The 22,267-nt window shown below is 41.0% G+C and carries 26 protein-coding genes and 1 riboswitch; of the genes, 6 read left to right on the plus strand and 20 right to left on the minus strand.

Features of this window, described 5'->3' with window-relative positions; genetic code table 11:
* Window positions 1-6 precede the first annotated feature (6 nt).
* Window positions 7-1,113 carry a glycine cleavage system aminomethyltransferase GcvT gene (gene gcvT / locus D5F11_RS00620; protein ID WP_120114984.1) on the minus strand — a complete coding sequence of 369 codons (1,107 nt, stop codon included), beginning with the start codon at window positions 1,111-1,113 and terminating at the stop codon, window positions 7-9.
* A gap of 169 nt (window positions 1,114-1,282) precedes the next feature.
* A riboswitch (glycine riboswitch) is annotated at window positions 1,283-1,373 on the minus strand.
* Window positions 1,374-1,496: 123 nt separating this feature from the next.
* On the opposite strand from gcvT, the gene D5F11_RS00625 reads away from it, so the two are divergent.
* Both D5F11_RS00625 and D5F11_RS00630 read left to right on the plus strand, forming a co-directional pair.
* Complete coding sequence (locus D5F11_RS00625) at window positions 1,497-3,188, plus strand: DEAD/DEAH box helicase (RefSeq protein WP_120114983.1); 1,692 nt, start codon at window positions 1,497-1,499, stop codon at window positions 3,186-3,188.
* Complete coding sequence (locus D5F11_RS00630) at window positions 3,157-3,951, plus strand: YqhG family protein (RefSeq protein ID WP_120114982.1); 795 nt, start codon at window positions 3,157-3,159, stop codon at window positions 3,949-3,951. Before D5F11_RS00625 ends, D5F11_RS00630 begins: the two co-directional genes overlap by 32 nt.
* Here the strand turns inward: D5F11_RS00630 and D5F11_RS00635 are convergent.
* From D5F11_RS00635 to comGA, 8 genes are all read right to left on the minus strand, one after another.
* Window positions 3,923-4,147, minus strand: a complete 225-nt coding sequence (locus tag D5F11_RS00635; RefSeq protein WP_120114981.1) for a YqzE family protein — start codon at window positions 4,145-4,147, stop codon at window positions 3,923-3,925. The genes D5F11_RS00630 and D5F11_RS00635 overlap by 29 nt on opposite strands.
* 63 nt (window positions 4,148-4,210) lie before the next feature.
* Window positions 4,211-4,537 (minus strand): hypothetical protein, encoded by a 327-nt coding sequence (locus D5F11_RS00640; protein ID WP_120114980.1) that lies wholly within the window; start codon window positions 4,535-4,537, stop codon window positions 4,211-4,213.
* Window positions 4,527-4,970 carry a competence type IV pilus minor pilin ComGF gene (gene comGF, locus D5F11_RS00645; protein ID WP_185830417.1) on the minus strand — a complete coding sequence of 148 codons (444 nt, stop codon included), beginning with the start codon at window positions 4,968-4,970 and terminating at the stop codon, window positions 4,527-4,529. The genes D5F11_RS00640 and comGF overlap by 11 nt, the downstream gene beginning before the upstream one ends.
* Window positions 4,963-5,271: a type II secretion system protein gene (locus tag D5F11_RS00650; protein WP_120114979.1), complete on the minus strand. Its 309-nt coding sequence runs from the start codon at window positions 5,269-5,271 to the stop codon at window positions 4,963-4,965. The genes comGF and D5F11_RS00650 overlap by 8 nt, the downstream gene beginning before the upstream one ends.
* Complete coding sequence (comGD, locus tag D5F11_RS00655; protein WP_120114978.1) at window positions 5,258-5,707, minus strand: competence type IV pilus minor pilin ComGD; 450 nt, start codon at window positions 5,705-5,707, stop codon at window positions 5,258-5,260. Before comGD ends, D5F11_RS00650 begins: the two co-directional genes overlap by 14 nt.
* 1 nt (window position 5,708) lies before the next feature.
* Window positions 5,709-6,032, minus strand: a complete 324-nt coding sequence (gene comGC, locus D5F11_RS00660; RefSeq protein ID WP_120114977.1) for a competence type IV pilus major pilin ComGC — start codon at window positions 6,030-6,032, stop codon at window positions 5,709-5,711.
* 17 nt (window positions 6,033-6,049) lie between these two features.
* Window positions 6,050-7,105: a competence type IV pilus assembly protein ComGB gene (gene comGB / locus D5F11_RS00665; RefSeq protein ID WP_120114976.1), complete on the minus strand. Its 1,056-nt coding sequence runs from the start codon at window positions 7,103-7,105 to the stop codon at window positions 6,050-6,052.
* On the minus strand, window positions 7,020-8,129 hold the full coding sequence (gene comGA / locus D5F11_RS00670) for a competence type IV pilus ATPase ComGA (RefSeq protein WP_120114975.1): 1,110 nt from the start codon (window positions 8,127-8,129) through the stop codon (window positions 7,020-7,022). The genes comGB and comGA overlap by 86 nt, the downstream gene beginning before the upstream one ends.
* 245 nt (window positions 8,130-8,374) lie before the next feature.
* Between comGA and D5F11_RS00675 the strand changes: the two genes are divergently transcribed.
* Entirely contained in the window at window positions 8,375-8,620 is a 246-nt protein-coding gene (locus D5F11_RS00675) for a DUF2626 domain-containing protein (RefSeq protein WP_120114974.1), read from the plus strand.
* Window positions 8,621-9,262: 642 nt separating this feature from the next.
* Here D5F11_RS00675 and D5F11_RS00680 read toward each other — a convergent pair.
* Window positions 9,263-9,886, minus strand: a complete 624-nt coding sequence (locus D5F11_RS00680; RefSeq protein WP_120114973.1) for an MBL fold metallo-hydrolase — start codon at window positions 9,884-9,886, stop codon at window positions 9,263-9,265.
* Window positions 9,887-10,126: 240 nt separating this feature from the next.
* Here D5F11_RS00680 and D5F11_RS00685 point away from each other — a divergent pair, with 240 nt between their 5' ends.
* On the plus strand, window positions 10,127-10,294 hold the full coding sequence (locus D5F11_RS00685; protein ID WP_120114972.1) for a DUF2759 family protein: 168 nt from the start codon (window positions 10,127-10,129) through the stop codon (window positions 10,292-10,294).
* A gap of 140 nt (window positions 10,295-10,434) precedes the next feature.
* Here the strand turns inward: D5F11_RS00685 and D5F11_RS00690 are convergent, their stop codons facing one another.
* The 6 genes from D5F11_RS00690 to rpmG all read right to left on the minus strand — a co-directional run bounded on the left by D5F11_RS00690 (window position 10,435) and on the right by rpmG (window position 16,166).
* Window positions 10,435-12,324 carry an LTA synthase family protein gene (locus D5F11_RS00690; protein WP_185830419.1) on the minus strand — a complete coding sequence of 630 codons (1,890 nt, stop codon included), beginning with the start codon at window positions 12,322-12,324 and terminating at the stop codon, window positions 10,435-10,437.
* 263 nt (window positions 12,325-12,587) lie between these two features.
* Window positions 12,588-12,797, minus strand: coding sequence for a YqgQ family protein (locus D5F11_RS00695; RefSeq protein WP_120114971.1), 210 nt, complete (start codon window positions 12,795-12,797; stop codon window positions 12,588-12,590).
* A gap of 18 nt (window positions 12,798-12,815) precedes the next feature.
* Complete coding sequence (locus D5F11_RS00700; protein WP_120114970.1) at window positions 12,816-14,327, minus strand: rhomboid family intramembrane serine protease; 1,512 nt, start codon at window positions 14,325-14,327, stop codon at window positions 12,816-12,818.
* Between the two features lie 446 nt (window positions 14,328-14,773).
* The gene (locus D5F11_RS00705) at window positions 14,774-14,956 is read right to left on the minus strand and encodes a hypothetical protein (RefSeq protein WP_120114969.1); all 183 of its coding nucleotides are present in this window, start codon (window positions 14,954-14,956) and stop codon (window positions 14,774-14,776) included.
* A gap of 33 nt (window positions 14,957-14,989) precedes the next feature.
* Window positions 14,990-15,580, minus strand: coding sequence for a 5-formyltetrahydrofolate cyclo-ligase (locus D5F11_RS00710; protein WP_280519783.1), 591 nt, complete (start codon window positions 15,578-15,580; stop codon window positions 14,990-14,992).
* A gap of 436 nt (window positions 15,581-16,016) precedes the next feature.
* Window positions 16,017-16,166 carry a 50S ribosomal protein L33 gene (gene rpmG / locus D5F11_RS00715; protein ID WP_018705928.1) on the minus strand — a complete coding sequence of 50 codons (150 nt, stop codon included), beginning with the start codon at window positions 16,164-16,166 and terminating at the stop codon, window positions 16,017-16,019.
* Window positions 16,167-16,380: 214 nt separating this feature from the next.
* On the opposite strand from rpmG, the gene D5F11_RS00720 reads away from it, so the two are divergent.
* Together D5F11_RS00720 and D5F11_RS00725 are read left to right on the plus strand one after the other, a co-directional pair.
* Window positions 16,381-16,761, plus strand: coding sequence for a hypothetical protein (locus tag D5F11_RS00720; RefSeq protein ID WP_120114968.1), 381 nt, complete (start codon window positions 16,381-16,383; stop codon window positions 16,759-16,761).
* Window positions 16,761-17,219, plus strand: a complete 459-nt coding sequence (locus D5F11_RS00725; RefSeq protein ID WP_120114967.1) for an endolytic transglycosylase MltG — start codon at window positions 16,761-16,763, stop codon at window positions 17,217-17,219. Before D5F11_RS00720 ends, D5F11_RS00725 begins: the two co-directional genes overlap by 1 nt.
* A gap of 64 nt (window positions 17,220-17,283) precedes the next feature.
* Here the strand turns inward: D5F11_RS00725 and D5F11_RS00730 are convergent, their stop codons facing one another.
* The 4 genes from D5F11_RS00730 to D5F11_RS00745 all read right to left on the minus strand — a co-directional run bounded on the left by D5F11_RS00730 (window position 17,284) and on the right by D5F11_RS00745 (window position 22,257).
* Window positions 17,284-19,332 carry a peptidoglycan D,D-transpeptidase FtsI family protein gene (locus D5F11_RS00730; RefSeq protein WP_120115110.1) on the minus strand — a complete coding sequence of 683 codons (2,049 nt, stop codon included), beginning with the start codon at window positions 19,330-19,332 and terminating at the stop codon, window positions 17,284-17,286.
* Between the two features lie 141 nt (window positions 19,333-19,473).
* Window positions 19,474-20,688, minus strand: coding sequence for an MFS transporter (locus tag D5F11_RS00735; protein WP_120114966.1), 1,215 nt, complete (start codon window positions 20,686-20,688; stop codon window positions 19,474-19,476).
* A gap of 372 nt (window positions 20,689-21,060) precedes the next feature.
* Window positions 21,061-21,666, minus strand: coding sequence for a superoxide dismutase SodA (gene sodA / locus D5F11_RS00740; RefSeq protein ID WP_120114965.1), 606 nt, complete (start codon window positions 21,664-21,666; stop codon window positions 21,061-21,063).
* A 105-nt stretch (window positions 21,667-21,771) separates the two neighbouring features.
* Window positions 21,772-22,257 (minus strand): DUF456 domain-containing protein, encoded by a 486-nt coding sequence (locus D5F11_RS00745; protein WP_120114964.1) that lies wholly within the window; start codon window positions 22,255-22,257, stop codon window positions 21,772-21,774.
* Window positions 22,258-22,267 lie beyond the last annotated feature (10 nt).

The raw sequence follows: 22,267 nt of genomic DNA on the forward strand, positions 1-22,267 counted from the left end.
TCCATCCTACTTTTTTGGGCGCTTATAAAACGGCGTTTGAATGACTTTTGCTTTTAGGCGTTTTTTACGCACTTCTATTTCAACTTCATTTCCCTCTTCAGTATAGTTAGAGCTGATTAAGACAAGCCCGATATTTTTCTTCAATGTAGGGGATTGCGTACCTGAAGTGACATAGCCGATTTCGTTGTCGCCTGAAAAAACCCTGTATCCGGTTCTTGGTATCCCTCTGTCAATCATTTCAACACCGACAAGTTTTCTTTCCACACCTTGTTCCTTTTGCTTTTTCAAGGCTTCTTTTCCAATAAAATCAGCCTCTTTGTTCAACTTGACGGCAAATCCCAATCCCGCCTCTAATGGTGTGATTTCAGGTGAAAGCTCTTGTCCATACAATGGGAGTCCCGCCTCAAACCGCAGTGTATCCCTTGCTCCCAAACCGCACGGTACAATTCCCTCATCCTTGCCTATTTCCAGCAGAGTGCTCCATAATTTTTCCGCGTCATCCGCATGACAATATATCTCAAATCCATCTTCACCTGTATACCCTGTACGAGAAACAAGTGCTCCGACTCCATCCAGATCTACATCCTGCTTAAACTTGAAAAAACTGATGTCATTCAAATCTGTATCTTTTGAAAGCTTCTGCAGGATCGACTGAGCTTTTGGTCCTTGAATGGCAATCAACGCATATTGGTCCGAAACATTTTCAACACTGACATCACCAACTATATGTTTCTTTAGCCAGTCAAAATCTTTTTCCGTATTTGCAGCATTTACGACAAGGAAATATTCTTCTTCTCCCAGCTTATAGACAAGCAGATCATCAACCACACCGCCATTTTCATAGCATAAAGCTGTATAAAGTGCGCCGCCGACTTTCAGTTTGGAGAAATCATTAGTCATCATTTTTTGCAGGAAGTCAAGACTGTCTTTCCCTTTGACGATAACCTCACCCATGTGGGATACATCAAAAATACCGGCATTCTCTCGTACTGCCTCATGCTCATCTTTGATGCCGGAAAATTGGACCGGCATATCCCAACCGCCAAAATCGATTGTCTTGGCCCCAAATGCTTTGTATAAAGGATACAATGGGGTCTTCTTTAAATCGGTCATCGTTTCTTCATTCCTCCTCGGATTTTGGTTTGTTACTGTTATGAGGGCATAAAAAAAGACAGAAAAGCCCCATTAAAAGGTCTCTCTGTCTTGGTACCTGAAAGTTTGACCGGGTAGTTCCGGCTTTCCCCTTTGGTGGCTCCACATCGCGGAACACTCTCCAGAGCTGCGTCGGACAAGAGTCTTTTTGCCTGAGAGATTCACAGAATTTCTGCTTGCTCCTTCGGCGCTGTATATACAGTCTCTCCTCTTGTCTTCATTCGCCTATATTCTTTTAAAAACTGGTTATACTTATATGTATATGGGTTTCTGTCCATTGTATCGTATCATTCTTTAACTTACTTTTCAAACTTTTTTCTTACAAATCCTTCAGGAGGTCTATCATGTCTATTACAGTCAACTTCAACCGGAATTGGATGCCCGGATTTTTGGACCGGTTTGAAAAAGACGGGCCATGGGCAGACCAAAAGCTGTTCAATCTATCATTAATAGCAGAAAAACACCTTCTTGTTCCCGATTTCGAAGGTCTCGTTGCTCCAAAACGTCTGCCAGAATTAACACCGCTACCTCATCAGGTAGACACTGCATCTAGAGTAATAGAGGACATGAACGGCAAAGCGATTTTGGCGGATGAAGTAGGACTAGGAAAAACCATTGAAGCCGGACTGGTTTTAAAAGAATACATGATACGAGGCTTGGTAAAAAGAGCTCTAATTCTAGTACCTGCATCCCTCGTATCTCAATGGACCTTTGAACTCAATTCAAAATTTTATATACAAGCCGTGGCTGCCACCAAAAGCTATGTCTGGGAACAGTATGACTGCGTAGTGTCGTCCATCGATACAGCAAAACGGAGCCCTCATAAGGAAATCATCGCCGAGCAGGAATTTGATCTGATCATCATTGATGAAGCGCATAAACTTAAAAACCATAAAACCAAGAATTATGAGTTTGTACAGTCTCTTAAAAAGAAGTTTTGTCTTTTACTAACAGCAACACCTATTCAGAATAAAATCGAAGAAATCTTTTACCTTGTCTCTTTGTTGAAGCCAGGGCATTTGGGGAACCAATCAAGCTTTTTGGAAAAATATAAAAATAAAAGGCTGTCAGTCAAAGAAAACGAACACTTAAAAAGCCTAGTAAACAAAGTAATGATTAGGAACAGAAGGACTGATACCGGAATTGAATGGACCAAGCGCCATGTAGAGACGATTCCAATCGATTTTAATGAGCAAGAAAAAGAGCTTTATCAGGCCTTTGATTTCCTGCGTCCATCTAATGTCCCCATGCCTGCATTTTCGATCATGACGCTTCAGCGGGAAGCATGTAGCAGCAGGGAGGCCGTATTTTTCACTCTAAAAAACATGCTGCAAAAAGAAAACCCATCAGCACAATACATTCAATACATCCAATTAATTCAACAAAAAATCAATGCAGTCACTCGAAATTCTAAAGCAGAAAAAGCCTTGGAATTGATCAAAAAAATTGATGACAAGGTGATTATTTTTACCGAATATAGAGCAACACAATTATATTTGCAGTGGTTCTTGCAGCAGCAAGGGATAAAGTCTGTCCCATTCAGGGGCGGTTTCAAACGAAGTAAAAAAGATTGGATGAGGGACCTATTCATGAACCAAGTTCAAGTTCTTATAGCGACAGAGGCTGGCGGCGAAGGGATCAACCTTCAATTTTGCAGCCATGTCATTAACTATGATCTGCCTTGGAATCCCATGAGGTTGGAACAGCGGATAGGCCGCGTCCATCGTCTTGGGCAAAAAGAGGATGTCCATATTTATAACTTCGCAGTAAAAAATACAATCGAAGAACATATTGTCAATTTACTTACGAATAAGATTAAGCTATTTGAACGGGTTGTAGGAGAACTTGATGATATTTTAGCCAAACTGGATGGTGGAAGCATCGAAGAACATATGATGGATATTTTCAAAACGTCCAGAACAGAGGGAGAAATGAAGGTAAAAATGTCCAACCTTGCAGCAATGATCGAATTCTCCGATATGATAAGAAAGGAAGATGCTGCTGATGCTTCAACAGGAAATCCATCAATATCTTGAACAGTTTTTTATAGCGACAGGCTGTACAATTGAGGAAAGTGGTGCAGGGGCATTGACAGTCCAACTGACAATTGAAATGGATAAAGAACTGATGAACCGCCCATTTTATTGGACGTATCTCGAAAAAACAGGCGGTATCCCGAACCCGATGAAGGTTACTTTCATTACAGACCAGGAAAAAGCACCGCCTGATATAAAGGGAGAGTTCATCCATTTCGGGGCGCCGCGGCTCCATCAAATCTTTGAAACCGCCAGAAAACTTTCGGCATATATACGACTTTACGAAAAGCCTGTAATGAATGCAGGACAGAACGTCCCCCTTCACCCTTGGCTTAACGTAAATATGAAAATCTCCTACCGCTCGGACAGAAAAAAGGATGTTTTCAGATCTTTTGGCCTGAACTTAATCAATGGAAGCCTAATAGAGTCATTCCATGAAAAAATCACAAACATCGATCTATCGCCTAAAATACCGGACTACTGCTTTACTATTTCACCTATCATCATGCCGGCAAGCGGCTTAAAAAGGATTGAATCCTTTTTAACAAGTGAAGTCCAAAGCCAAGAACACCCATGGGCAGAGGCTGCAATGAAAAGATGGGAGGAAGACACAAAGCTGTTGAATCATTTTTATGAATATGCGGAAGAAAAGCCGGAAACTTTTTTTGTTGAAAAAAATGCTTTGGAAGATCAGTATAGTCCTTCCATTTACGTAGATATTCTGAACGGAGGTATCATCTATCTGAATACCTTGCCTGCTTAATCATCCTCCAAATTTTCCGCCGGTCTTTTTTAAGCCACATGGTAAGCGAGAAGGGCACCATTCCAAGCCAATTGACCAGGAATGGTGTTTTCATTTGTTTGCGTTCATCCCTTTGCTTCTTTCTTTCCGACCTCGGTGTTTCCATACGCTGAATCAATGTTTTTGCCATATATTTCACATAATCATTTGTTGACATGGTCGCACATCCCTTCATTAACTGAAGTATGTCCAAAACAGCGGAAATTGAACCTCTGTGAACTTAGGGATCGGAAAGCTGCCGTTCCTTCTTCCTTTCACTTTCAATAAGCAGCTTACTCCCACCATGTTGATGATTCAGTCCACTAATCTCATCCTCAGACTCTGGAGCCAAATGGCTATTCTCAAACATCCCACTTTCCAAAGGTTCGTTTGCCGGCCTTTTTTCTGCAATAAGCTGTTGATGAATTTCTTTTTTGTAAAACTGCCTGATCTCGCTTATATAATGATATTGCGATACATAGGAAAATGCTGCCTGACCCACAGCAAATATTGCAATCAGTATAATAATCAAAGTAATGGGTAAAACAGATCCCCGTTCATTGATCATGTAGCCCCTCCTCTCTTGGTGGCATAAGAAACCTGGCTTCTTCTTTTGTTCCATTTAAAAATTCAACATAAATCGTAAGCATTGGGTCCTCTTCCCTCACTTCAAACCGTCTGACATTTTGCAGCACAACCTCATGCCCTTTGTCCTCTACCTGCCTTCTGATGTTCAAGCTGTATCGTTCATATTTGATAGAAACCCTGTTTTTCAGCAGATAGATCCTTTCATGTGAACCACTTCTGAAACTGTCGGCTACGGAAAGTTCATCACGCAGTTGAATGAGAAAGATATTCCATTCAAAATTTTCTTCCGGAGATAACGAACGGTCAACTGCGGAAAACCAATGATACATGAGAGGCAAAAGGGACATAATTACCGTTATGATGAGTATCGAAAAAATGGATTCCAAAAGGGTGAACCCTGATTGATTACTCAACGCAAAGCCTTTTTTCTTCATAATTGACACACACTTTCCAATCCCCTTTTTCAGTCTCTTCCATGTTCAAATCGAACACTGTATCGTGTAAGATAATCCGGGCATCTCCAATTACACCAACAGCCGTATGCTTCTCCACGTGTTCGTACATGAGCCTGTAGGCTGTCATTTCAATTTTTCCATCCTTCAATCGGGCAAGCATATTTGACATGAGTGGAAAAAATGAGGAGGTGACCAACAGTATAAGGCTGAGCGAAACAATGCCCTCTAAAAAAGTGAAACCACCCTCATTCTTTAACAACAAACCTCCCCCTTCCAATATGAAAAATGAGTTCAATCGGCTGATCATTCAGAGCGAAATTTACAATACCAAAATTGTTGATCGTTCCATCCGGGGTAATGTGGAATCGAAGCTGTTTCAGGGAGCCTCCAGTAATTTTGACAGGAGGCGGAAGATCCCTGATGAACAATACTCCGGTGGAATCACCAGTGGCAGAATATTGGCTGCTCCCCCGCGAAAAGCTGACGGAAACCCGTTCTTTTCTATTGATTGCATGGGAATGAGCATGGTAAAGGTCAGATCTTAGTTGGGAAACGAACATCTTTTTTTGCATCCATTCCATCATCGGATTCACCGTAATCATGCCAAAAAGGAGAACAACCGATACGACCAAAAGGACAACTAAAGATTCCAATAAAGTAAACCCTTTGTTTGAACGAAGTTTTTCATACGCCATTCTAGTTCGACCCTACCACTACTTCACCGTTTTCGGAATTTATGGTAAGAGCTTTGCCATTCGGGCACTTCAAATCTTCATTTTTTAAATAGCCCTCTGCTTTTAATTGCTGAACAGTTGGAATTTCTTTGTTGTCCATCCGATAAGCCTCTACCTGTCCCTGTACCATCTGTCTAAGTCCGTCGCACCCTTTTTCATTGATATTGGAGCTGTGTTTCGTAATATTTGGCAGCGCAATCAGAAGCAATACCGTTATGACAAGCAAAACGACCATCATTTCCACTAATGTAAAAGCTTTCTCATTTTTAATGATTAAATGCTTCATTTAAACCTTCTCCTTTTTCAGATTGAGTCAATGACTTCAAACATCGGCAAGAATATCGATAAGTAAATGGCAATGACCATCAAACCAATCAAAGCGAAAACCAAGGGCTGAATAAATAAAAATACCTTTAGAAATTTTTCTTCCAATCTTTGTAGACAAAACTGGCTGTAGAACATCAATTCTCCTTCAAGCTTCCCGCTTTTCTCTCCATGTGCAACAATGACCATCAGCTCTTCCTCCACAAACCCAAGATTGGATACAGCCTCAGAGAAGGAATATCCGAACGTGAGCATGTCCCTAATTTCAATCGCAGACTCTTTTAATAACGGATGAAATTCTTGTTTCTGCATGATTTGGATAATCTCGTTGATGGAAAAACCGCTTTTTAATAAAAAGCTCCATTCTCTTGCCAAAAATACGGTTTGGTAGAGCTTATAGTATGTTTGGATGCCCGGAATTCGAGAAAAGAACACCGCTCTTTCCAAAGCAGATTTTTTGGACAAAAATTTAAAGAAATAAGTGCCCCCGGTTAGGGCTACAATCATAGTGAATAAAAAGTAAATGGGAAAAGTCTGCATGATGTGGAGGAATATGCTTAGTGTAAAATTGGGCTTATATCCCATGGAGTCATAAAACATTTGAAATCGTGGTAAGAGAAGTGTTTGAAGTAGTAAACTTACGATGATTAAAGCCGCTGCAAGTATAACCGGGTATTGCAATAGGCGGACGAGTTTTTTTCGTTGATCATCCTTGCGCCGAAGATACTCTCCGGATTCCTTCAATGCTGCGACAAGATATCCATGTCTTTCCGCAAAATAAAGCTGCGTGCATGCCTGGTGGTCGAACCCCTCCATATAAAACACTTCAAAAATAGGCTGCCCTGACTGTAAGGCATGAGTCATTGACTGAAACATGCCCATTCTCCCTTCATTTGTGCGCCCTAGAAAATCGAGAGATTCTCTCAATGTGAAACCTTTCTCAAGCATTTCACTGATTTTGGTTAGAAAAAAGCTTTGATCTTTCAGATGCAGCTTCTTCATGTTTTTGAATAATCCACCGACTATATTCTTCATGAGAGATATATCCAAGCGCAATCCCCTTTCTAATCAATCTCTTTAATGACTGTGCATGCTCAACAACACTTTTGCCTGCGCCCTGAATAATCGTTTCAAGCCTCTCCCCTTCTAACATCTCAAAAACGGCTGCTCGTTTGATTCGATCGCTGCTCGCACAATATTTAGAACATTTAGCTCCGCAAAAAGGGCATAGCAGTGAAACAAGTCGCTGTGCAATTACGCTGATCAAGGTTTGCTCAATTTCCAAAGGTTTTATCCCGAACTCCAGCAAACGGTACACGGCCCCCTCCGCATTCCGCGTATGCATGCTTGTCAAGACGAGATGCCCTGTCATCGCTGCCCGTACAGCAATTTCAGCCGTTTCAGCATCTCTAATCTCCCCGACAAATATCATATCAGGGTCATGCCGCAGTACCGCCTTCAATCCTGTTTGGTAGGAGATGCCAGCTTTTTCATTCACCTGCATCTGCAGAAACTGATCACTCTGCCTTTCAACAGGATCCTCCAATGTTATAATATTGCGATTTAATTCGGATGCACAATGCTCTGCAAGCGAATAGATTGTAGAGGTTTTTCCGGATCCAGTCGGGCCAGTGAAAATAAGCATGCCGTGTGAATGGGACATCAATGAAATAAGCTTGATGATACTATTGGGAAACAGAGACATTTTTTCAAGGAAAAGAGAGTGTTTTTGCGGGAAGATTCTAATGACCAGGCTTTCTTTATAAAGCGTGGATGGTAATGTGGAGATTCTAAGGGCTACCGAAGTATTGCTGATATGTGTTTGCCAAGAACCGCTCTGGGGCTTTCTTTTTTCACCTATATCCATGGAGGCCATGAATTTCAGATGGGATATAAGCCTTTCTCCTGCGATGGGGGGAAGATTTCCATGGTTAGCCAATTCGCCATGGATTCGGAGCTTGATAAGGTAATCCTGACGCCGCGGAATGATGTGGATATCAGATGCGTTTAGCCGTACAGCCTGGGAGATGAGCAAGTCGGCTGTTCTTTCAATTGTCATGTATCATGAAACACCACCTTTTTAATTTCTCACATATACCTATTCGACACAGTCGGTCATATTCCTGCTAAAAAAACAAACTTTTTTAGTTTTTAGAATGAGGGAAAAGGGGTATCATATGAAATGATCCTTTCGTTTTATCACGCATTGGACACAAACATAGCCACGAATATATTTACATTTTTGCTGTTTTTCCTTTATAATAAGAACTTGATGGAATACATGCTGCAAAGGAGGGATTCTTTATGGATCGCATGTACAGAGTAATGGGTTTTTGGACTGCAATATTTACTGTTATGTTTTTCCTTGGAGGAATGGATAAGACTGCTTTACTCTTTCTCGGTCAAACAGGATTCTTTGTGTTGCTTGGCTATTTGAATCTGACAGAACGTATGTATATGTATGTGTTTGGTGCATACCTGACTGTATTCTTTGCTGGTTTTACATACTATACCCTGTTCATCATGCCGCCTGGCGGCGGGCTATCGTAACAACAAAAGAAAGCTTCCGGACATTTCCGGGAGCTTTCTTTGTTTTTGTTTAGTAAATTATTGAATGCCTAAGGAGTGAATAACTTATTAATCGCTTAATAATGCCACGTCCAGCTCCAGCGCCTATCGACTAGCAGACTTCGCTCCTCCTCCTACGATAAGTCAACATCGGCTCCGACGTACAGGATGTACTAGTGCATGCGAAGCGACAGGACGTCGCGCTTTGAGCCTGCCGACGGAAAGGATGTCCTAGTGCTTGCGAAGCGACAGGATGTCGCGTTTTGAGCCTGCCGAGTGCCATCGGCGTAAGAATTAAGTCAATCGCTGCTGAAGGCAAACTACACCTTCTTCAGCGCTTGTCTAGCTTTTCGCCGATAAGTAGGTATTCTCGCACTTCATTTTTCCTTTATCTCGTTGTAAGAGCTATTATCTAGTTGCAGACGGCAGGGTCTCGAGGTCGCTTCGGTCAATCCAATGAAGAGACTTCGCTGGATTGACCTCCGTCGGACAGGATGTCCTAGTGCCGCCGGCACCACAGGACGTGGCGACATTCGGTGGCCAGCGCTTGTCGCCCCTAAACGCCGTCTTCCACATTTCAGCTCAGTCTATACGTCGATAAACAGGCGCTTGCGCTTTTTGTTCTTACAAATAAGGATTGCTTGTTTTTTCGTTCTCCACAGTAGTTGAAAATCCATGGCCCGGAAGAACAACAGTTTGATCCGGCAAACTCAGTAGTTTATGATAGATACTGTCAATCAGGGTAGCGTGGTCCCCACCAAGCAAATCTGTTCTTCCAATGCCTCCATTAAAAAGCGCATCGCCAGAAAAGACAGTTTCTATTTCTTTTAAATAGTAGGAAACGCTTCCTGGCGAATGCCCAGGGGTTTCTAATATTTGCATTGTAAATGGTCCGATAGTTAAAGTACCTTCCTCCTGAAAGAAATGATCTGCAGGTTTTCCTGCAATGGGCTCCATCGGATGACGGGCAGAACCATTCAGTGAGGGATTCAACAACCATTCTTGCTCATTTTCATGTATGTATACAGGAATATTCCAGTGGTTCCGTACATCTTCTACTGCCCCTATATGGTCAAAATGTGCATGGGTCAGGCAAATAGCCAAAGGTTTAAGTCTTTCCTGCTCAATGTATTCGATTAAAGCTTCACCATTTGCCCCCGGGTCAATGACGATACATTGTTTTGCTTCATCATAAAGCAAATAACAATTTGTCTGTAGCGGTCCTAGGGGAATTTGTTTCCATTCCATTTGCATGCTCCTTTCACTCTTTACGTACATTCAGTTTACCATTAACATAGGAAAACGCGCTAAGGAAACACATGTGGTTAAATAAGCCGATTAAGGATAACCTATAACATAAGTCAAAGAAGTGTCACTTTTGAAACTCGACAAACGGACGAAAAAACTATAAAATATGGAAGAGCCGTATATTTTCATACATAGTCTTTTTATTCCTTATAATATCGTATCGGAAGGGAGATTTTATACATGGGAACAGCTATCATTTTTGGCTTAGTTGCTATTCTTGCTATTTTCGCTTTGATCGGCACATTGAAAAACAGAAGTGTTTTAGGTTTCATTTTTTCGTTCGGAACTGTAGCAGTTTTTGGCTTCTTCGCCGTCATGACACTTATCAAATCAGGGTTTCCAGAATAACTTACTCAAAAAAGCAGAGATCATACGATTTCTGCTTTTTTCTTGATTTATATACAATTAACTTCTTGCTTCCTAAGGCTCTAGGCATCTTGTGGTGTTCTAATTACACAAATAAAGCTCCCACAAAATGGGAGCTTTCCTTATTCCATATTATCGTTTCTGTAATCGGATGATTCATAAAATCTCAGCAAATCACCGTAAATGATTTTATCTGAATATCCCAGCTCTAACCTCGCCTTTTCTTTATCCTTGTCACAGTAAGAGGATTCAACCGGTTCTTCCGTCTCTTTTGAATAACAAGTATTGTCGGCATATACATAATCTTTTGTCACAAAACGCCCGTCACGGAAAACCGTAAAATCGTGATGTTGATCAGAGAACAGGTCTTCACCGAATTGAATAGCTTTTTTTGTATCCACTCCAAGTAAATGTGATATCGTCGGCTTGAGGTCGATTTGACCGCCTACCTTTGAAATTACTTTCCCTTTGCCTTGATCAGTCACACCCGGAATATGGATGATTAATGGAACCTGCTGAAGCTGAGCACTGACGAAAGGAGTCACCTCTTTACCCAAATACTGCGCCATTGCTTCATTATGATTCTCCGAAATACCATAATGATCTCCATACATGACAATGATGGAATTATCATACAGGCCTTCGTCTTTCAGCTTTTGGATGAATTCTTTGACTGCTTCATCCATATATCTGACAGTCTGAAAGTACCGATTCAATGTGCCACTTTTTGAATCAAATTCGTCAATGAACTTGTCTTCCTCATCCAATCTGAATGGATGATGATTTGTTAAAGTGATCATTTTCGTGTAAAAGGGTTTTGGCATTTCCTTCATCAGATCCACTGACTGCTGAAAGAATGGGATATCCTTCATTCCCCACCCGACTGAAATATCAGGGGTAATATCATAATCCGAGGCGGAATAAAAATAATCGTACCCAATGGATTTGTACATGATATCCCTATTCCAGAAGCTTTTATTATTAGCATGCATGGCAGATGTATAATACCCTTTATCACCCAAATTCTGTGCCAGAGAGTCCAGTTCGTTGCCAGAGTGTGTAAAGAAAACTGCCCCGCGACTTAACGGATATAGAGAGTTTTCAATCAAAAACTCTGAATCTGACGTTTTCCCCTGGCCGGTCTGATGATAAAAATTATCGAAGTAATAACTGTCGTTTATGAAATCATTCAAAAACGGAGTTATTTCCTCGCCGTACACATCATTATTGATGACAAAATTCTGAAGCGATTCAAGCGTGACAACAATCAAGTTTCTGTCTTCCGCAATCCCAAACATATCTTTGTTCGGCTTAACATAATTTGCTCTGACATAGTTATCGATGTCGACCAATTCGCTGCCATCAGCCATCGCCCGCTGTGCGGATGATTTCGATTGAAGAAAAATATCATATAAATGATAATTGTATGTCCCAAGGTTTTTCACTAGCATTTCTCTGTCAAATGTCCTTGTTAAAAGCTGGGGACGTTCAGTTTCTGCCAATCCGATATTCAGAAAAAGCAAGGCCGCTGCCACAAGGAAATAGGCTCGACGTTTCACTTTCCTTACAGGTACAAATTCCTTGTACTTCCGTTTATATTTCATAAATAAAAACAGAAGGATGATATCTATGAAATAAACGATATCATACCAATGTATTTCCGTTAATGCGCTGTCCCCAAGGTCGGCAAAGTTGCTTGTTTGGAATAGCACCGGCAATGTGATGAAGTCGGTAAAAAACCGGTAAAACGCCACATTTGCGTATAGGATAAACCCTAAAATGAAGCTTGTTATGATCACATACCGATTTCTATTTTTCTCCGAATTAAAGAAGTATGCAATCCCGAAAGCAAACAGCAAAAAACTCAAGGGATTAATGAACAGAATTAATTCCTGCATAACATTTTCGATTTTAATATTGAAGCTTGTTTTATACACTACATATGTTTTGATCCAGAGCATGACAGCTGCTAAAACCGGTAGAGAAATTCTTTCGATCTTAAACCTGTTCAATAGCCCTACCTCCCGCTTGCTATATGGTGCTTGATTTTGCCAAATTATTGAAATACCATGATAGCGCTATGCATTATCATAATATGTTTCTTTTAAAAAATCAACTTACTCTCGATTGGACGAAGCCCTTGTACATAGAGACAGCGTATGTTGTATCCCCTTACTTTAGACGTTCCAAACGGCAAAAAAGTTTCCCTCTTTTTCAAATTTGAGTGACATTTTTGTGAAAAGCAATAAAAAATGAAGGAAGTCTTAGGTCCCCTTCATTTTTTATTTTGTTCTTCCTGTATTTGGTTCCTTTCCCTTCTAAGCAGCAAAATGGAGTGTTGGAAATCTTCCTTTGAAATCAAGTGTTCAGCGTATAATTCTCTGATTTCGACTTCCATCATCTCCAAATCAGCCTGCCTATCCCCGATATAAATAAAAATACCGAATTTTTTTAGCAACTGCAGTACATCATAGACGGAGTTCATCTCATCACCTTGATACTATTATTCTATTTTCTTAAAAAAGTCCCGATATTTTTCTTGATCCGATATTTCTTCTGCCCTAGAAGCATGTTTTTTCGCTTCTTCAATATCGCCCTGTTCATAATAAATTAACGCCAAATTGAAATGCGCTTCATGAAAATCAGGCTCCAATTCAATTGCCCTGTTAAAATGCTTCTTAGCATCTTCATATTTTTGAAGCTGCGCTTCAGTGTATGCCAGTTTAAAATAACTGTCGGCATCCCCCTTTCCTTCCGAAACCAATCCCAAAAGGGTTTCATATGCCGCTCCATACTCACCATTCTCAATCTGTCCCTGCGCCCTTGCATTCTCTGTATCAGGGCGGTCATTATGATAGCCCCAATTCAGCATGAAATAAACTGCGGACGCCGCCGCAAGTAAAGAGACGAATTGCAGCCCCCATTTTCTTTTTCCAGGGAAATGGACAATACCAGTAGCAAGAAAGCCTCCGATCAATCCACCGATATGGCCCGCATTGTCGATTCCGGGAACAGTAAAACCAAAGATGAGGTTAATGATAATAACTGCAATGACGTTCACTCCAATTGTCCGGAAGAAAAGTCTTGGATTGACCACTCCCATATATAAAAGGGCTCCAAAGCAGCCGAAAATAGCGCCGCTTGCCCCCGCAGACAAATTATTCGTAAAGACAAAGCTCGCCACTGAACCTGTAAAACCAGAAAATAAGTATATCCATAAAAATCGAAAGCGCCCAAAAATCTTCTCAACAGCCATTCCCAGGTAATATAACGCCAGTGTATTCATCAGTAGATGCAGCAGTCCGATATGTAGAAAAATAGGTGTAAAAAACCTCCACCACTCTCCCGCCAATATCAATGGATTATATTTTGCTCCATATTTAATGAGAGTCTCTATATTAGTGCTGCCTCCGCTGCTTTCCACAATAAGAAACATCAAAACCTGTGCAGCTATGAATAGATAGGTAAAAAAAGGCTTTCCATATTCAAAAAGCTCCCTTTCTTCCCTTTGTCTTCTTTTTGTTTTCTGAATGGCCGATTGCCTCAACTCATATGTAATAGCCGGATCATAAATATCAACCGTTTGGATTTGAAAATGACTGTTAAGCATTTCGTTCATTCGGCAAATGGTATCATCTAATGTTTCTTTCGCTATCAGCACTGTCTGGATATGGGCTCTTCCGTTTTCAGCGTCATAGGGGTGCTGAATAACAAACTCATAATCATCCACCGGAGTATGTTCAGTCACATAAATATTCAGCACATTTAATTCCCTTTTCATCAGGTGTTTTCGAATCCCCTCTGCCCTCACACCCGTTTGTATGATATCCCTCTTCAACCAATTCGCCCAGTCAATGTCCTCTACAAGAATGCGGATGACATCAACCTTTTTATGTCCGACGGTCTCAAGCCATACTTCTTTTTCCTCTCTATCGATGTGTACAAGTCTGTAATCCAGTTCTATTACAAAATAGTTGGTCAGCTTCCAGAATAAATAATGCTCACGTTCCGCCAAAATTTATCTCCTTCCTAGCTTTATGTTCGTTTCACAATGTTGCTGTTATTTTACTATAGCGAAACGGTAAAAGAAATGTAAAGGATTGGAGAATTATAAGAACAGCGAAAGGCGCCCGCCTTATCGGCGACAAGCACAAGGCGATTTGATGAGGGAGTTCTTCATCCACCACAGCAAAGCCCTCATTTCAATTACATCGTGAAAAGCTTCCTTGAATAAGCTGTGCTACAGGAGCACATTCTTCCTGAATAACCATCCACTCGAGCCGATGGCGCCTGGCCGCCTCAAGGCGCCACATCCTGTGGCTTCGGTGGCACTAGTACTTCCTGTACGTCGGCAGGCTCAAAGCGCGACGTCCTGTCGCTTCGCTTGCACTAGTACTTCCTGTACGTCGTAACTAGACATATAAAATCAAAATTTGAACGAAAAAGACCATTGAGGTCTTTTCAGCTCCTGAATGCCCGGCTAAGCAGACGGGAGCGTACACCCGGGATACCCATAGCCGCTCTTACGCTCACCCTTCTAATTGAATCATTGTCCAAAATAATGTTCAAAAGCCTATACCGCCATTTATAAATCATAGTCATCGCCGCAATCGGCAACACAACAGTTGTGATGAATTTTTTCATAAGCAACTCCTCCTTCTTTTTAGTGTTCGAAAGTTAGGAGTCTTTATTCATCAATTGGTTGCTTTTGCATTCAATCACTTCTTTTTCAGTAATGATTTTGTCTACAGGTAAATCGTGTTCCTCGAAAGGAAATTCTTCGGTCAATTGCTTGGAGAACGCAAGTGAAACCTTCTGGCCTGAAAAACCTTCTAGGAAACGGTCATAATATCCCCCGCCAAAACCGATCCGATAACCTTTTCTGTTATAAATCAGTCCTGGAACGACCAATAAATCAATATCACTTTTTAGAACTTCATCTGTCTGAGACTCAATCGGTTCAAATAAGCCAAAAAACGAATCTTCTAATTCTGTAAAAGCAGATATGCTGCGAAAGGACATCTCTTTTGTTGAAGGAATACATTTTGGCACTACAATCTTTTTCCCTTGCTTCCAGCCTTGGCGGATCAACTGCCACGTATCTACCTCCGGAAAGCGGGAAACTGTTAAACCAATTGTTGAGCTGCTTTTCCATACATCTGTTTCAATTAATGAAGACCCTATCATATAAGAGAGCTGCTCATATGTCATCCTGTCCATCGACTTCAGTTGAGTGCTCATATTGTTTCTTAAGGATTTCTTGTCCAAGACACACCACTCCTCATCAAATAGTGTAAATCGTGTAAAAACGTCTTGATCATTGCAGCTTTTCCAGGGAGGCAATGCTTTAATCCACCGGAAACTGGCGATAGCATTTCAATTTCTTTGAACAAAACTTCCAGAATTAAAACTCCCCCAAACGAGCTGATATCAAATACGCCTTGGCGTATTTGCGCCCAGATTTTATCGAGCTCCGCTCGATAAATTCCCTCTGAGAACCCCCACTGAATGGAATACTAATATGCATTCATCTCACCACTTATAGAAGTGGGAGATTTCTGCTGAATGAAGTTAAACGCGAAGTCTGTTAGTGGATAGTCGCTGAAACTGGCTTTTCGATTACAGTTTAAGCAATTCTTATATTTATCTTAAATACAGAAAAAGCCAGTTCCACTGTATGTTCAGTGTCCTGGCTTCTTTGTCATTATTTTGTTTCACGATGCAATGTAACCCTTTTTTCTCTTGGGCAATATTTTTTAAGCTCAAGGCGGTCAGCATTATTACGTTTGTTTTTTGTTGAAATATAATTGCGATCATTGCACTCAGTGCAAGCCAATGTAATGTTTACACGCATGTCTATCCCTCCAAACTTCATGGCATTCTTCACTATACTTAGGACTTTTATATAATATCATTATTTTAAATGAAATGCCAGTCTGTATTTGTCAAAAAAGAATTGATAAACTTGAAATTTGTTACAGTAAATACACGAAAATACGACCAAAGGCATGGCTGAAAAATCCTATTTATGTTATAAAGGAAATGTATTACTTTATCCGAGGTGAACCATGAATATAGCCATTATTATTTTATTGTCGGCATCTTTGCTACTTTTCATCATTTCTTTTTTTCAAAAAGATAAAACTCGCGAGCTTGAAGCGGAGTTTGAGGAATTATCGATGAGCCTTTTACAGGACTACCATAATCTGAAAAAAAGGATTGGGATTCTTGAAGAAGAACTGCTCCTCGAAAAACAGGTTGTCCACCCGTTACATAACAAATTGGCAGAGGAAAGGCCAGTCGTTCACGAAGTCTTAAAAAATCAAGTACTGGCGCTGCATCAGCAAGGAATCGATTTGCAGCAGATTTCCAAGCAGTCTTCCCTGTCTCCGCAGATGGTTAAAAAAATCATTGAATCTGAGACAGTTGCTGCCAGGAGGATGAGTTGATGGACAGACGGACAACCAGGCTTCTCGCTTCCTTATTGCTTGTAATTGCCGTCATTATTATCGGCATCAAAAACTTCCAGACAAAAAGTGAGGCGGCTGCGACTCCTCCAAAGAAAGGATATATCGAGGTAAAGGAGACAGCATATGCTGATCTTGAGCAAGAAGTCGAGCATTGGAAACAAAAATACGAAGATCTTAAAAAGAAAAAAACAGCACCCCCAGACAAACCAGCTGTAAAGATGATGCATTTGAATATTAATGACGGCATGACTTCAAAAGAAGTGAGCAAACAAATGGAAAAGGCTGAAATCATCAAAGATGCAAATGAATTCAATGATTATTTATCAGCAAAGAAATGGCAGCAATCCATCCAAATTGGCGATTATGAACTGACAAGCGAAATGGGCATGCAGGAAATTGCCGAAACAATCACTGGAAATATTCCTGAGAAAGAGTAAAGCAGGCTCACAAGGAGCCTGCTTTATTGCTGTTAAAATTCGATGTTTGAGGACACTTGCGCCCTTATTCTTGTTCTTCTACATCCTCATTTGTTTCTTCAGAAGCTGTATCATCTTTCTTGTTTTTCAAATCAAAGTAAGCTTTGAGTACCCGTTTGCCAATATCAGAGTTGATATTGTTTGGAGACCCGCCTTTGACATATGCAGACGGTACAACGATCGACATTGCGACTTCAGGATTTTCATATGGCGCATAGGCTACAAGAGACAAGTTCCAAACGCCCGTCCCTCTATCCACCGTTTCCGCTGTTCCTGTTTTTCCAGCAGGACTATATGGTTCACTTGCAAAGGCTTTTCCTGTTCCGTTCGCTTCATGGAAAACACCCCAGAAGCCTCCCTGCACCCTTTTGATCCAAGCATCTTCTGCATTAATTCGATTCAACACCTTTGGCTGGACTTCCTGAGCGAGCGAACCCATTTCTTCTTTGTCCTCTCCTGGATCCCTAATCTCCTTCACAATATGCGGCTGCATCCGATAGCCGCCATTAGCGATAGTCGAGACATATTGGGCAAGCTGAAGCGGCGTATATGAATCATACTGACCGATTGCAAAGTCAAGAACATTACCTCCATGAGCCTCTTCAACAGATCCTCTAAATCCAATCTGTTCTCCAGGCAGGTCGATTCCGGTACGGATTCCAAGGCCAAACTGGCTGAAGTGTTCACGCATTTCCCGGAATGCTTTTTCTTTATCGATGATCAAAGATTGGTTTCTCCTGTATTGACCGTCGCCAATAGCAATAGCCAGTTTAAACATGTATACATTCGAAGAGCGTACTAGTGCTGTGTGATCATTGAGATAAACATATCCGCCTCTGTTAAAATGAGAACTCTTAGATGGAGATCCTTTAATTAGAAGAGGTTCATCCAATAATGTATTGTTTCCAAGTGTAATTACTCCAGTCATATATCCGGTAAGTACGGACGCCCCTTTTACTGACGACCCTACAACGTATGATGTTGTGAAGTTTCCGGCAGCAAAATCGCTGAATTTATACCTTCCTTCATCTTCATCATAAGCATATTGCTTTCCGGACATCGCAAGTATTTCCCCAGTATGCGGGTCCATCAACGTGACAAATGCCCGATCAAGGAGACCCGTACCGCCTCTCATTTTCGTTTTACGCAATTCTTCCTCAACAATTTTGTCTACCTCATGCTGAAGCTCCATATCAACGGTCAAAACAAGGTCTTTCCCACGCTGCCCCTCATGGAGCACTTTTGATTCTATGACAGTACCGGATCGGGTAATGTTTTTGACTTTTTCCTTTTGCCCGCGAAGCACATCTTCATATTGAAGCTCGATGTAGCTTTTTCCTACCCGGTCATTCCTGCTGTAGCCCCGTGACATGTAATAATCCGTTTTTTCACTCGGCAACCCATTGCTTACATTTCCTAAAATCGACCTCAATGTATCCTCATAAGCATATTTTCGTTCCCAGTCAGTCGTTGTATCAACCCCCGGAAGTTCTGCGAGCCTTTCGCTTACCTTCGCATATTCTTCAGTTGATACATCTTCATTTTTGACAATTTGCTGGGTAAGGGCGTATCCACCCGTAAACTCGCGGTATATTGCCAATACTTCCAAGTCTTCCTGTGTAAGGCTAGCAATTTCTTCCTTCGTTACACGCTCCAGCTGAAGCTTATATAATTCATTCGTTTTGTCTTTATATTTCTCAAGCTCAGCTTTGCTGACTTTTTTAGCAGCTTCATCTGGGTGAGTCATTAGCCAGTAATCAATTTTATCCCTTTCCGTAATTTTATCTGTATCTTTATTAATTAGTTTGGCCAATGCCTTGGCTGTTTTCAGCGTCTCTTTTTGGTCAAATTGGTTTGGGATCGTATACGTTATGGCCTTTCGTGGCTCATTATCCACAATCAGCCTGTGTTTTCGATCATAAATTTTTCCCCTGGGAACTGATTTATTGACGGTGATGTCCTCCGTCCGCTCAACTTCCCGCTTCGCATCTTCACCGTATACAATCTGAATTACTCCAAGACGGAGAATCAACAGCGAAAATAACAAAAAGACAATAAAAAACAGCATGTTCATTCTGAAAGGAACATGGGTTTTCTTCTTTTTTTCCTTATTGTTATTCAATATCTTTACAGCCCTTTCTCCTCATCCGTATCTCTTATTGTAAAAGAAAAATCACTATTTTTCTACACAGTTAGAAAAAAAGATGACAAAAGTTTATGGAGAAAGGGTCACTTTTACTTTTTGAAGTAGCAAAGCTGCCAGTCCGTGCCCAGTACCAATAATTAATAATAAGATGGGAATACTTTTTTGTTCATCAAAAAACAAGATGGCCGCTATGAAAGATGATACTGAAACGACTCTTCCCGAATTTAAAAACAGTTCTTTAACAACGATATACTCAATCCTCATTTCAGCTGCTTTCCAACTTTTCCCAATAACATCATACGTCATAGAAAAATATGGAACAAGCATAATCGGATATGCGATAGCTATAGCAGCGGCATAAATAAGCAAACGCGGATAAGTCATTTTAAAAACGATCAAAAAAACCGACAAATACAGAAGAAGCCCCCCTAAGAGCATGGCTTTTTTTCTTTTGTCATTTTTAATCAACCGTCCCGCAAGCCAATAAGCGATAAACGAAATTCCCGAATTGATTAAACCAAAAGTTCCCAAAGCAAGCTCGCTTCCCGTGGAAATAAAAACAAAAACGGATATGACAAAAATGAAAGTTCCATCCCTGAATCCTTGCAGAAAGTGTGCATTTGTTATAAGCTTCCAGTTTTCATTATTTTTTCTTTCCTTCAACACCCGTACAAAGCAGTAAACCCCCTTCGCGGGCCTTCTTTTAATAAAGAAGCTGATAACAACAGCCAATGCAAACAAAGCCAAAGAGATAGCAAAGATGATTGTATAGCCAATGTTAGACGCAAACCTGGTAATAAGAAAGCCTGCAGAAATTGGCCCGATCACCCCGCCGGCTGAAGTAAGTGTTCCAAGGAAACCATTGAAAAAATCACGTGTTTCAGGCTCCGTAATTTCAAATGTAAGCACATTAAATGCAAGCCAATAAAATCCATAGCCTATACCGAGCAGGCTCCCCAACATAATTAAATGGGCTTGCGCTTTTTCTCCCAAAATTAAAACAACCAAAAAAAAGAGTGCCAAAAACACTACGCCAATCCGCAGCACAATCACTCTGTCAATTTTTTTCGCCCATCTTCCGGCCAATATGAAAGTCAATGGCTGAAAAAAAACAATCGCTAAATTGTAAAGGGCCAAGTCCATGAATTTCCCCGACTGTTTCCATAAATAAATATTTACAAACGTATTGGACAGAGCGATGCTTAGCGAATAAAGACCGCCAATCAGAAGGAGCAGCGCCAGGTCCTTTTCCACTTCCACTTTTCCCAATAATGTTTTCACCATGACAGAACTCCTTTACACAAACTATTTTTTGTGAAAGGAAATGTTTTATACTAGGAAAAGCAAAATCGTCTGTTTATCGACGTACAGACTGAGCTGAAATACGGGAGACGGCGTTTAGGGGAGACAAGCGCTGACCGCCGAATGTCGTGACGTCCTGTGGCGCCGCGCGGCACTATGACATCCTATACGTCGGCAGGCTCAGAGCGCGACGTCCTGTCGCTTCGCTTGCACTAGTACATCCTTGTACGTCGGAGTTGGACATAGCATGTAGTAAAAAATAAGCTATTCACAACTTAGGGATTTTATCATTTCCCTATAACAAAAAACGGATCACCTGCTATTGCAGGTGATCCGACTCGCGATAATATCCGATTATTTTGCTTCGTTAAACAGTTTTTGAACTTCGTTCCAGTTAACTACATTCCAGAATGCTTTCATGTAGTCAGGACGACGGTTTTGGTAGTTCAGATAGTATGCATGCTCCCAAACGTCAAGGCCCAAAATCGGCTTTTTACCTTCCATAATCGGGTTGTCTTGGTTAGGTGTGCTTGTGATTTCCAATTCACCGTTATTAACGATCAACCAAGCCCACCCAGAACCGAAACGGGCAGCACCAGCAGCTTCAAATTGTTCTTTGAATTTTTCAACGCTGCCGAACTTGCTTTCAATTGCATCTTTCAAATCGCCGCTTGGCTCTCCACCGCCTTGTGGAGAAAGCAATTTCCAGAATAAAGAGTGGTTAGCATGGCCGCCGCCATTGTTGCGTACTGCAGTTCTGATTGATTCTGGAACAGCATCCAAGTTAGCAATCAATTCTTCTACAGGCTTGTCTGCCAAATCGCTGCCTTCTACAGCTTTATTCAGGTTTGTAACGTATGTGTTATGATGCTTTGTGTGGTGAATATTCATTGTTTCCTTATCGATGTGAGGCTCCAATGCATCATAAGCGTATGGTAATTGTGGTAATTCGTATGCCATGATTAAAATCTCCTCCTATGTAATTTTTTGAATCATTAAACGATTCAATCGTATTTCATCATAAGAGTATCAAATATTAATTTAGCATTCAAATTTTATGCTTGATTATTTTAACACCAAGAACAAGAAATAACCGACCATAAAAAGCTGGATGAAAGCTTTCGTTATGACACTTCCGATAAATCCAAGAACAGAACCTACTCCAATCTTGATAGCGGATTTGTATTCTGTACGATTAACCAGCATTTCTCCTCCAACAGCTCCGATGAACGGACCAATCAAAATACCAGCAACCGGAATAACAAACGGTCCGAGGAGAAGTCCGATCGTACTCCCCCATATCCCCGCCTTGGAACCGCCAAACTTTTTTACTCCTAAAAGATTTGCCAAATAATCGGCGATGAAAATCAGGATGACAAGCAATATTTGAATCACCCAGAAAAGAAGATTCAGCGACGAGAAAGAGTAAAAGACTCCGTACAAAACAAAAGCGCTCACTAACAGCAGAACGCTGGGTATGACTGGATAGACAAGTCCAACAAATGCCAAAACAATCATGATCGCGATAATCGTCCAATAAAGAATGTCCATCTTCCATATC

Source organism: Siminovitchia terrae, from assembly GCF_003605405.2.
Classification (GTDB): Bacteria; Bacillota; Bacilli; order Bacillales; family Bacillaceae_C; genus Siminovitchia; species Siminovitchia terrae.

Bases quoted from the DNA above. Each gene is read 5' to 3' on its own strand.
- gcvT (WP_120114984.1), bottom strand. From the start codon at position 1,113: ATGACCGATTTAAAGAAGACCCCATTGTATCCTTTATACAAAGCATTT.
- D5F11_RS00625 (WP_120114983.1), top strand. From the start codon at position 1,497: ATGTCTATTACAGTCAACTTCAACCGGAATTGGATGCCCGGATTTTTG.
- D5F11_RS00630 (WP_120114982.1), top strand. From the start codon at position 3,157: ATGCTTCAACAGGAAATCCATCAATATCTTGAACAGTTTTTTATAGCG.
- D5F11_RS00635 (WP_120114981.1), bottom strand. From the start codon at position 4,147: ATGTCAACAAATGATTATGTGAAATATATGGCAAAAACATTGATTCAG.
- D5F11_RS00640 (WP_120114980.1), bottom strand. From the start codon at position 4,537: ATGATCAATGAACGGGGATCTGTTTTACCCATTACTTTGATTATTATA.
- comGD (WP_120114978.1), bottom strand. From the start codon at position 5,707: ATGGCGTATGAAAAACTTCGTTCAAACAAAGGGTTTACTTTATTGGAA.
- comGC (WP_120114977.1), bottom strand. From the start codon at position 6,032: ATGAAGCATTTAATCATTAAAAATGAGAAAGCTTTTACATTAGTGGAA.
- comGB (WP_120114976.1), bottom strand. From the start codon at position 7,105: ATGAAGAATATAGTCGGTGGATTATTCAAAAACATGAAGAAGCTGCAT.
- comGA (WP_120114975.1), bottom strand. From the start codon at position 8,129: ATGACAATTGAAAGAACAGCCGACTTGCTCATCTCCCAGGCTGTACGG.
- D5F11_RS00675 (WP_120114974.1), top strand. From the start codon at position 8,375: ATGGATCGCATGTACAGAGTAATGGGTTTTTGGACTGCAATATTTACT.
- D5F11_RS00680 (WP_120114973.1), bottom strand. From the start codon at position 9,886: ATGGAATGGAAACAAATTCCCCTAGGACCGCTACAGACAAATTGTTAT.
- D5F11_RS00685 (WP_120114972.1), top strand. From the start codon at position 10,127: ATGGGAACAGCTATCATTTTTGGCTTAGTTGCTATTCTTGCTATTTTC.
- D5F11_RS00695 (WP_120114971.1), bottom strand. From the start codon at position 12,797: ATGAACTCCGTCTATGATGTACTGCAGTTGCTAAAAAAATTCGGTATT.
- D5F11_RS00705 (WP_120114969.1), bottom strand. From the start codon at position 14,956: ATGAAAAAATTCATCACAACTGTTGTGTTGCCGATTGCGGCGATGACT.
- rpmG (WP_018705928.1), bottom strand. From the start codon at position 16,166: ATGCGTGTAAACATTACATTGGCTTGCACTGAGTGCAATGATCGCAAT.
- D5F11_RS00720 (WP_120114968.1), top strand. From the start codon at position 16,381: ATGAATATAGCCATTATTATTTTATTGTCGGCATCTTTGCTACTTTTC.
- D5F11_RS00725 (WP_120114967.1), top strand. From the start codon at position 16,761: ATGGACAGACGGACAACCAGGCTTCTCGCTTCCTTATTGCTTGTAATT.
- D5F11_RS00730 (WP_120115110.1), bottom strand. From the start codon at position 19,332: ATGAACATGCTGTTTTTTATTGTCTTTTTGTTATTTTCGCTGTTGATT.
- D5F11_RS00735 (WP_120114966.1), bottom strand. From the start codon at position 20,688: ATGGTGAAAACATTATTGGGAAAAGTGGAAGTGGAAAAGGACCTGGCG.
- sodA (WP_120114965.1), bottom strand. From the start codon at position 21,666: ATGGCATACGAATTACCACAATTACCATACGCTTATGATGCATTGGAG.
- D5F11_RS00745 (WP_120114964.1), bottom strand. From the start codon at position 22,257: ATGGACATTCTTTATTGGACGATTATCGCGATCATGATTGTTTTGGCA.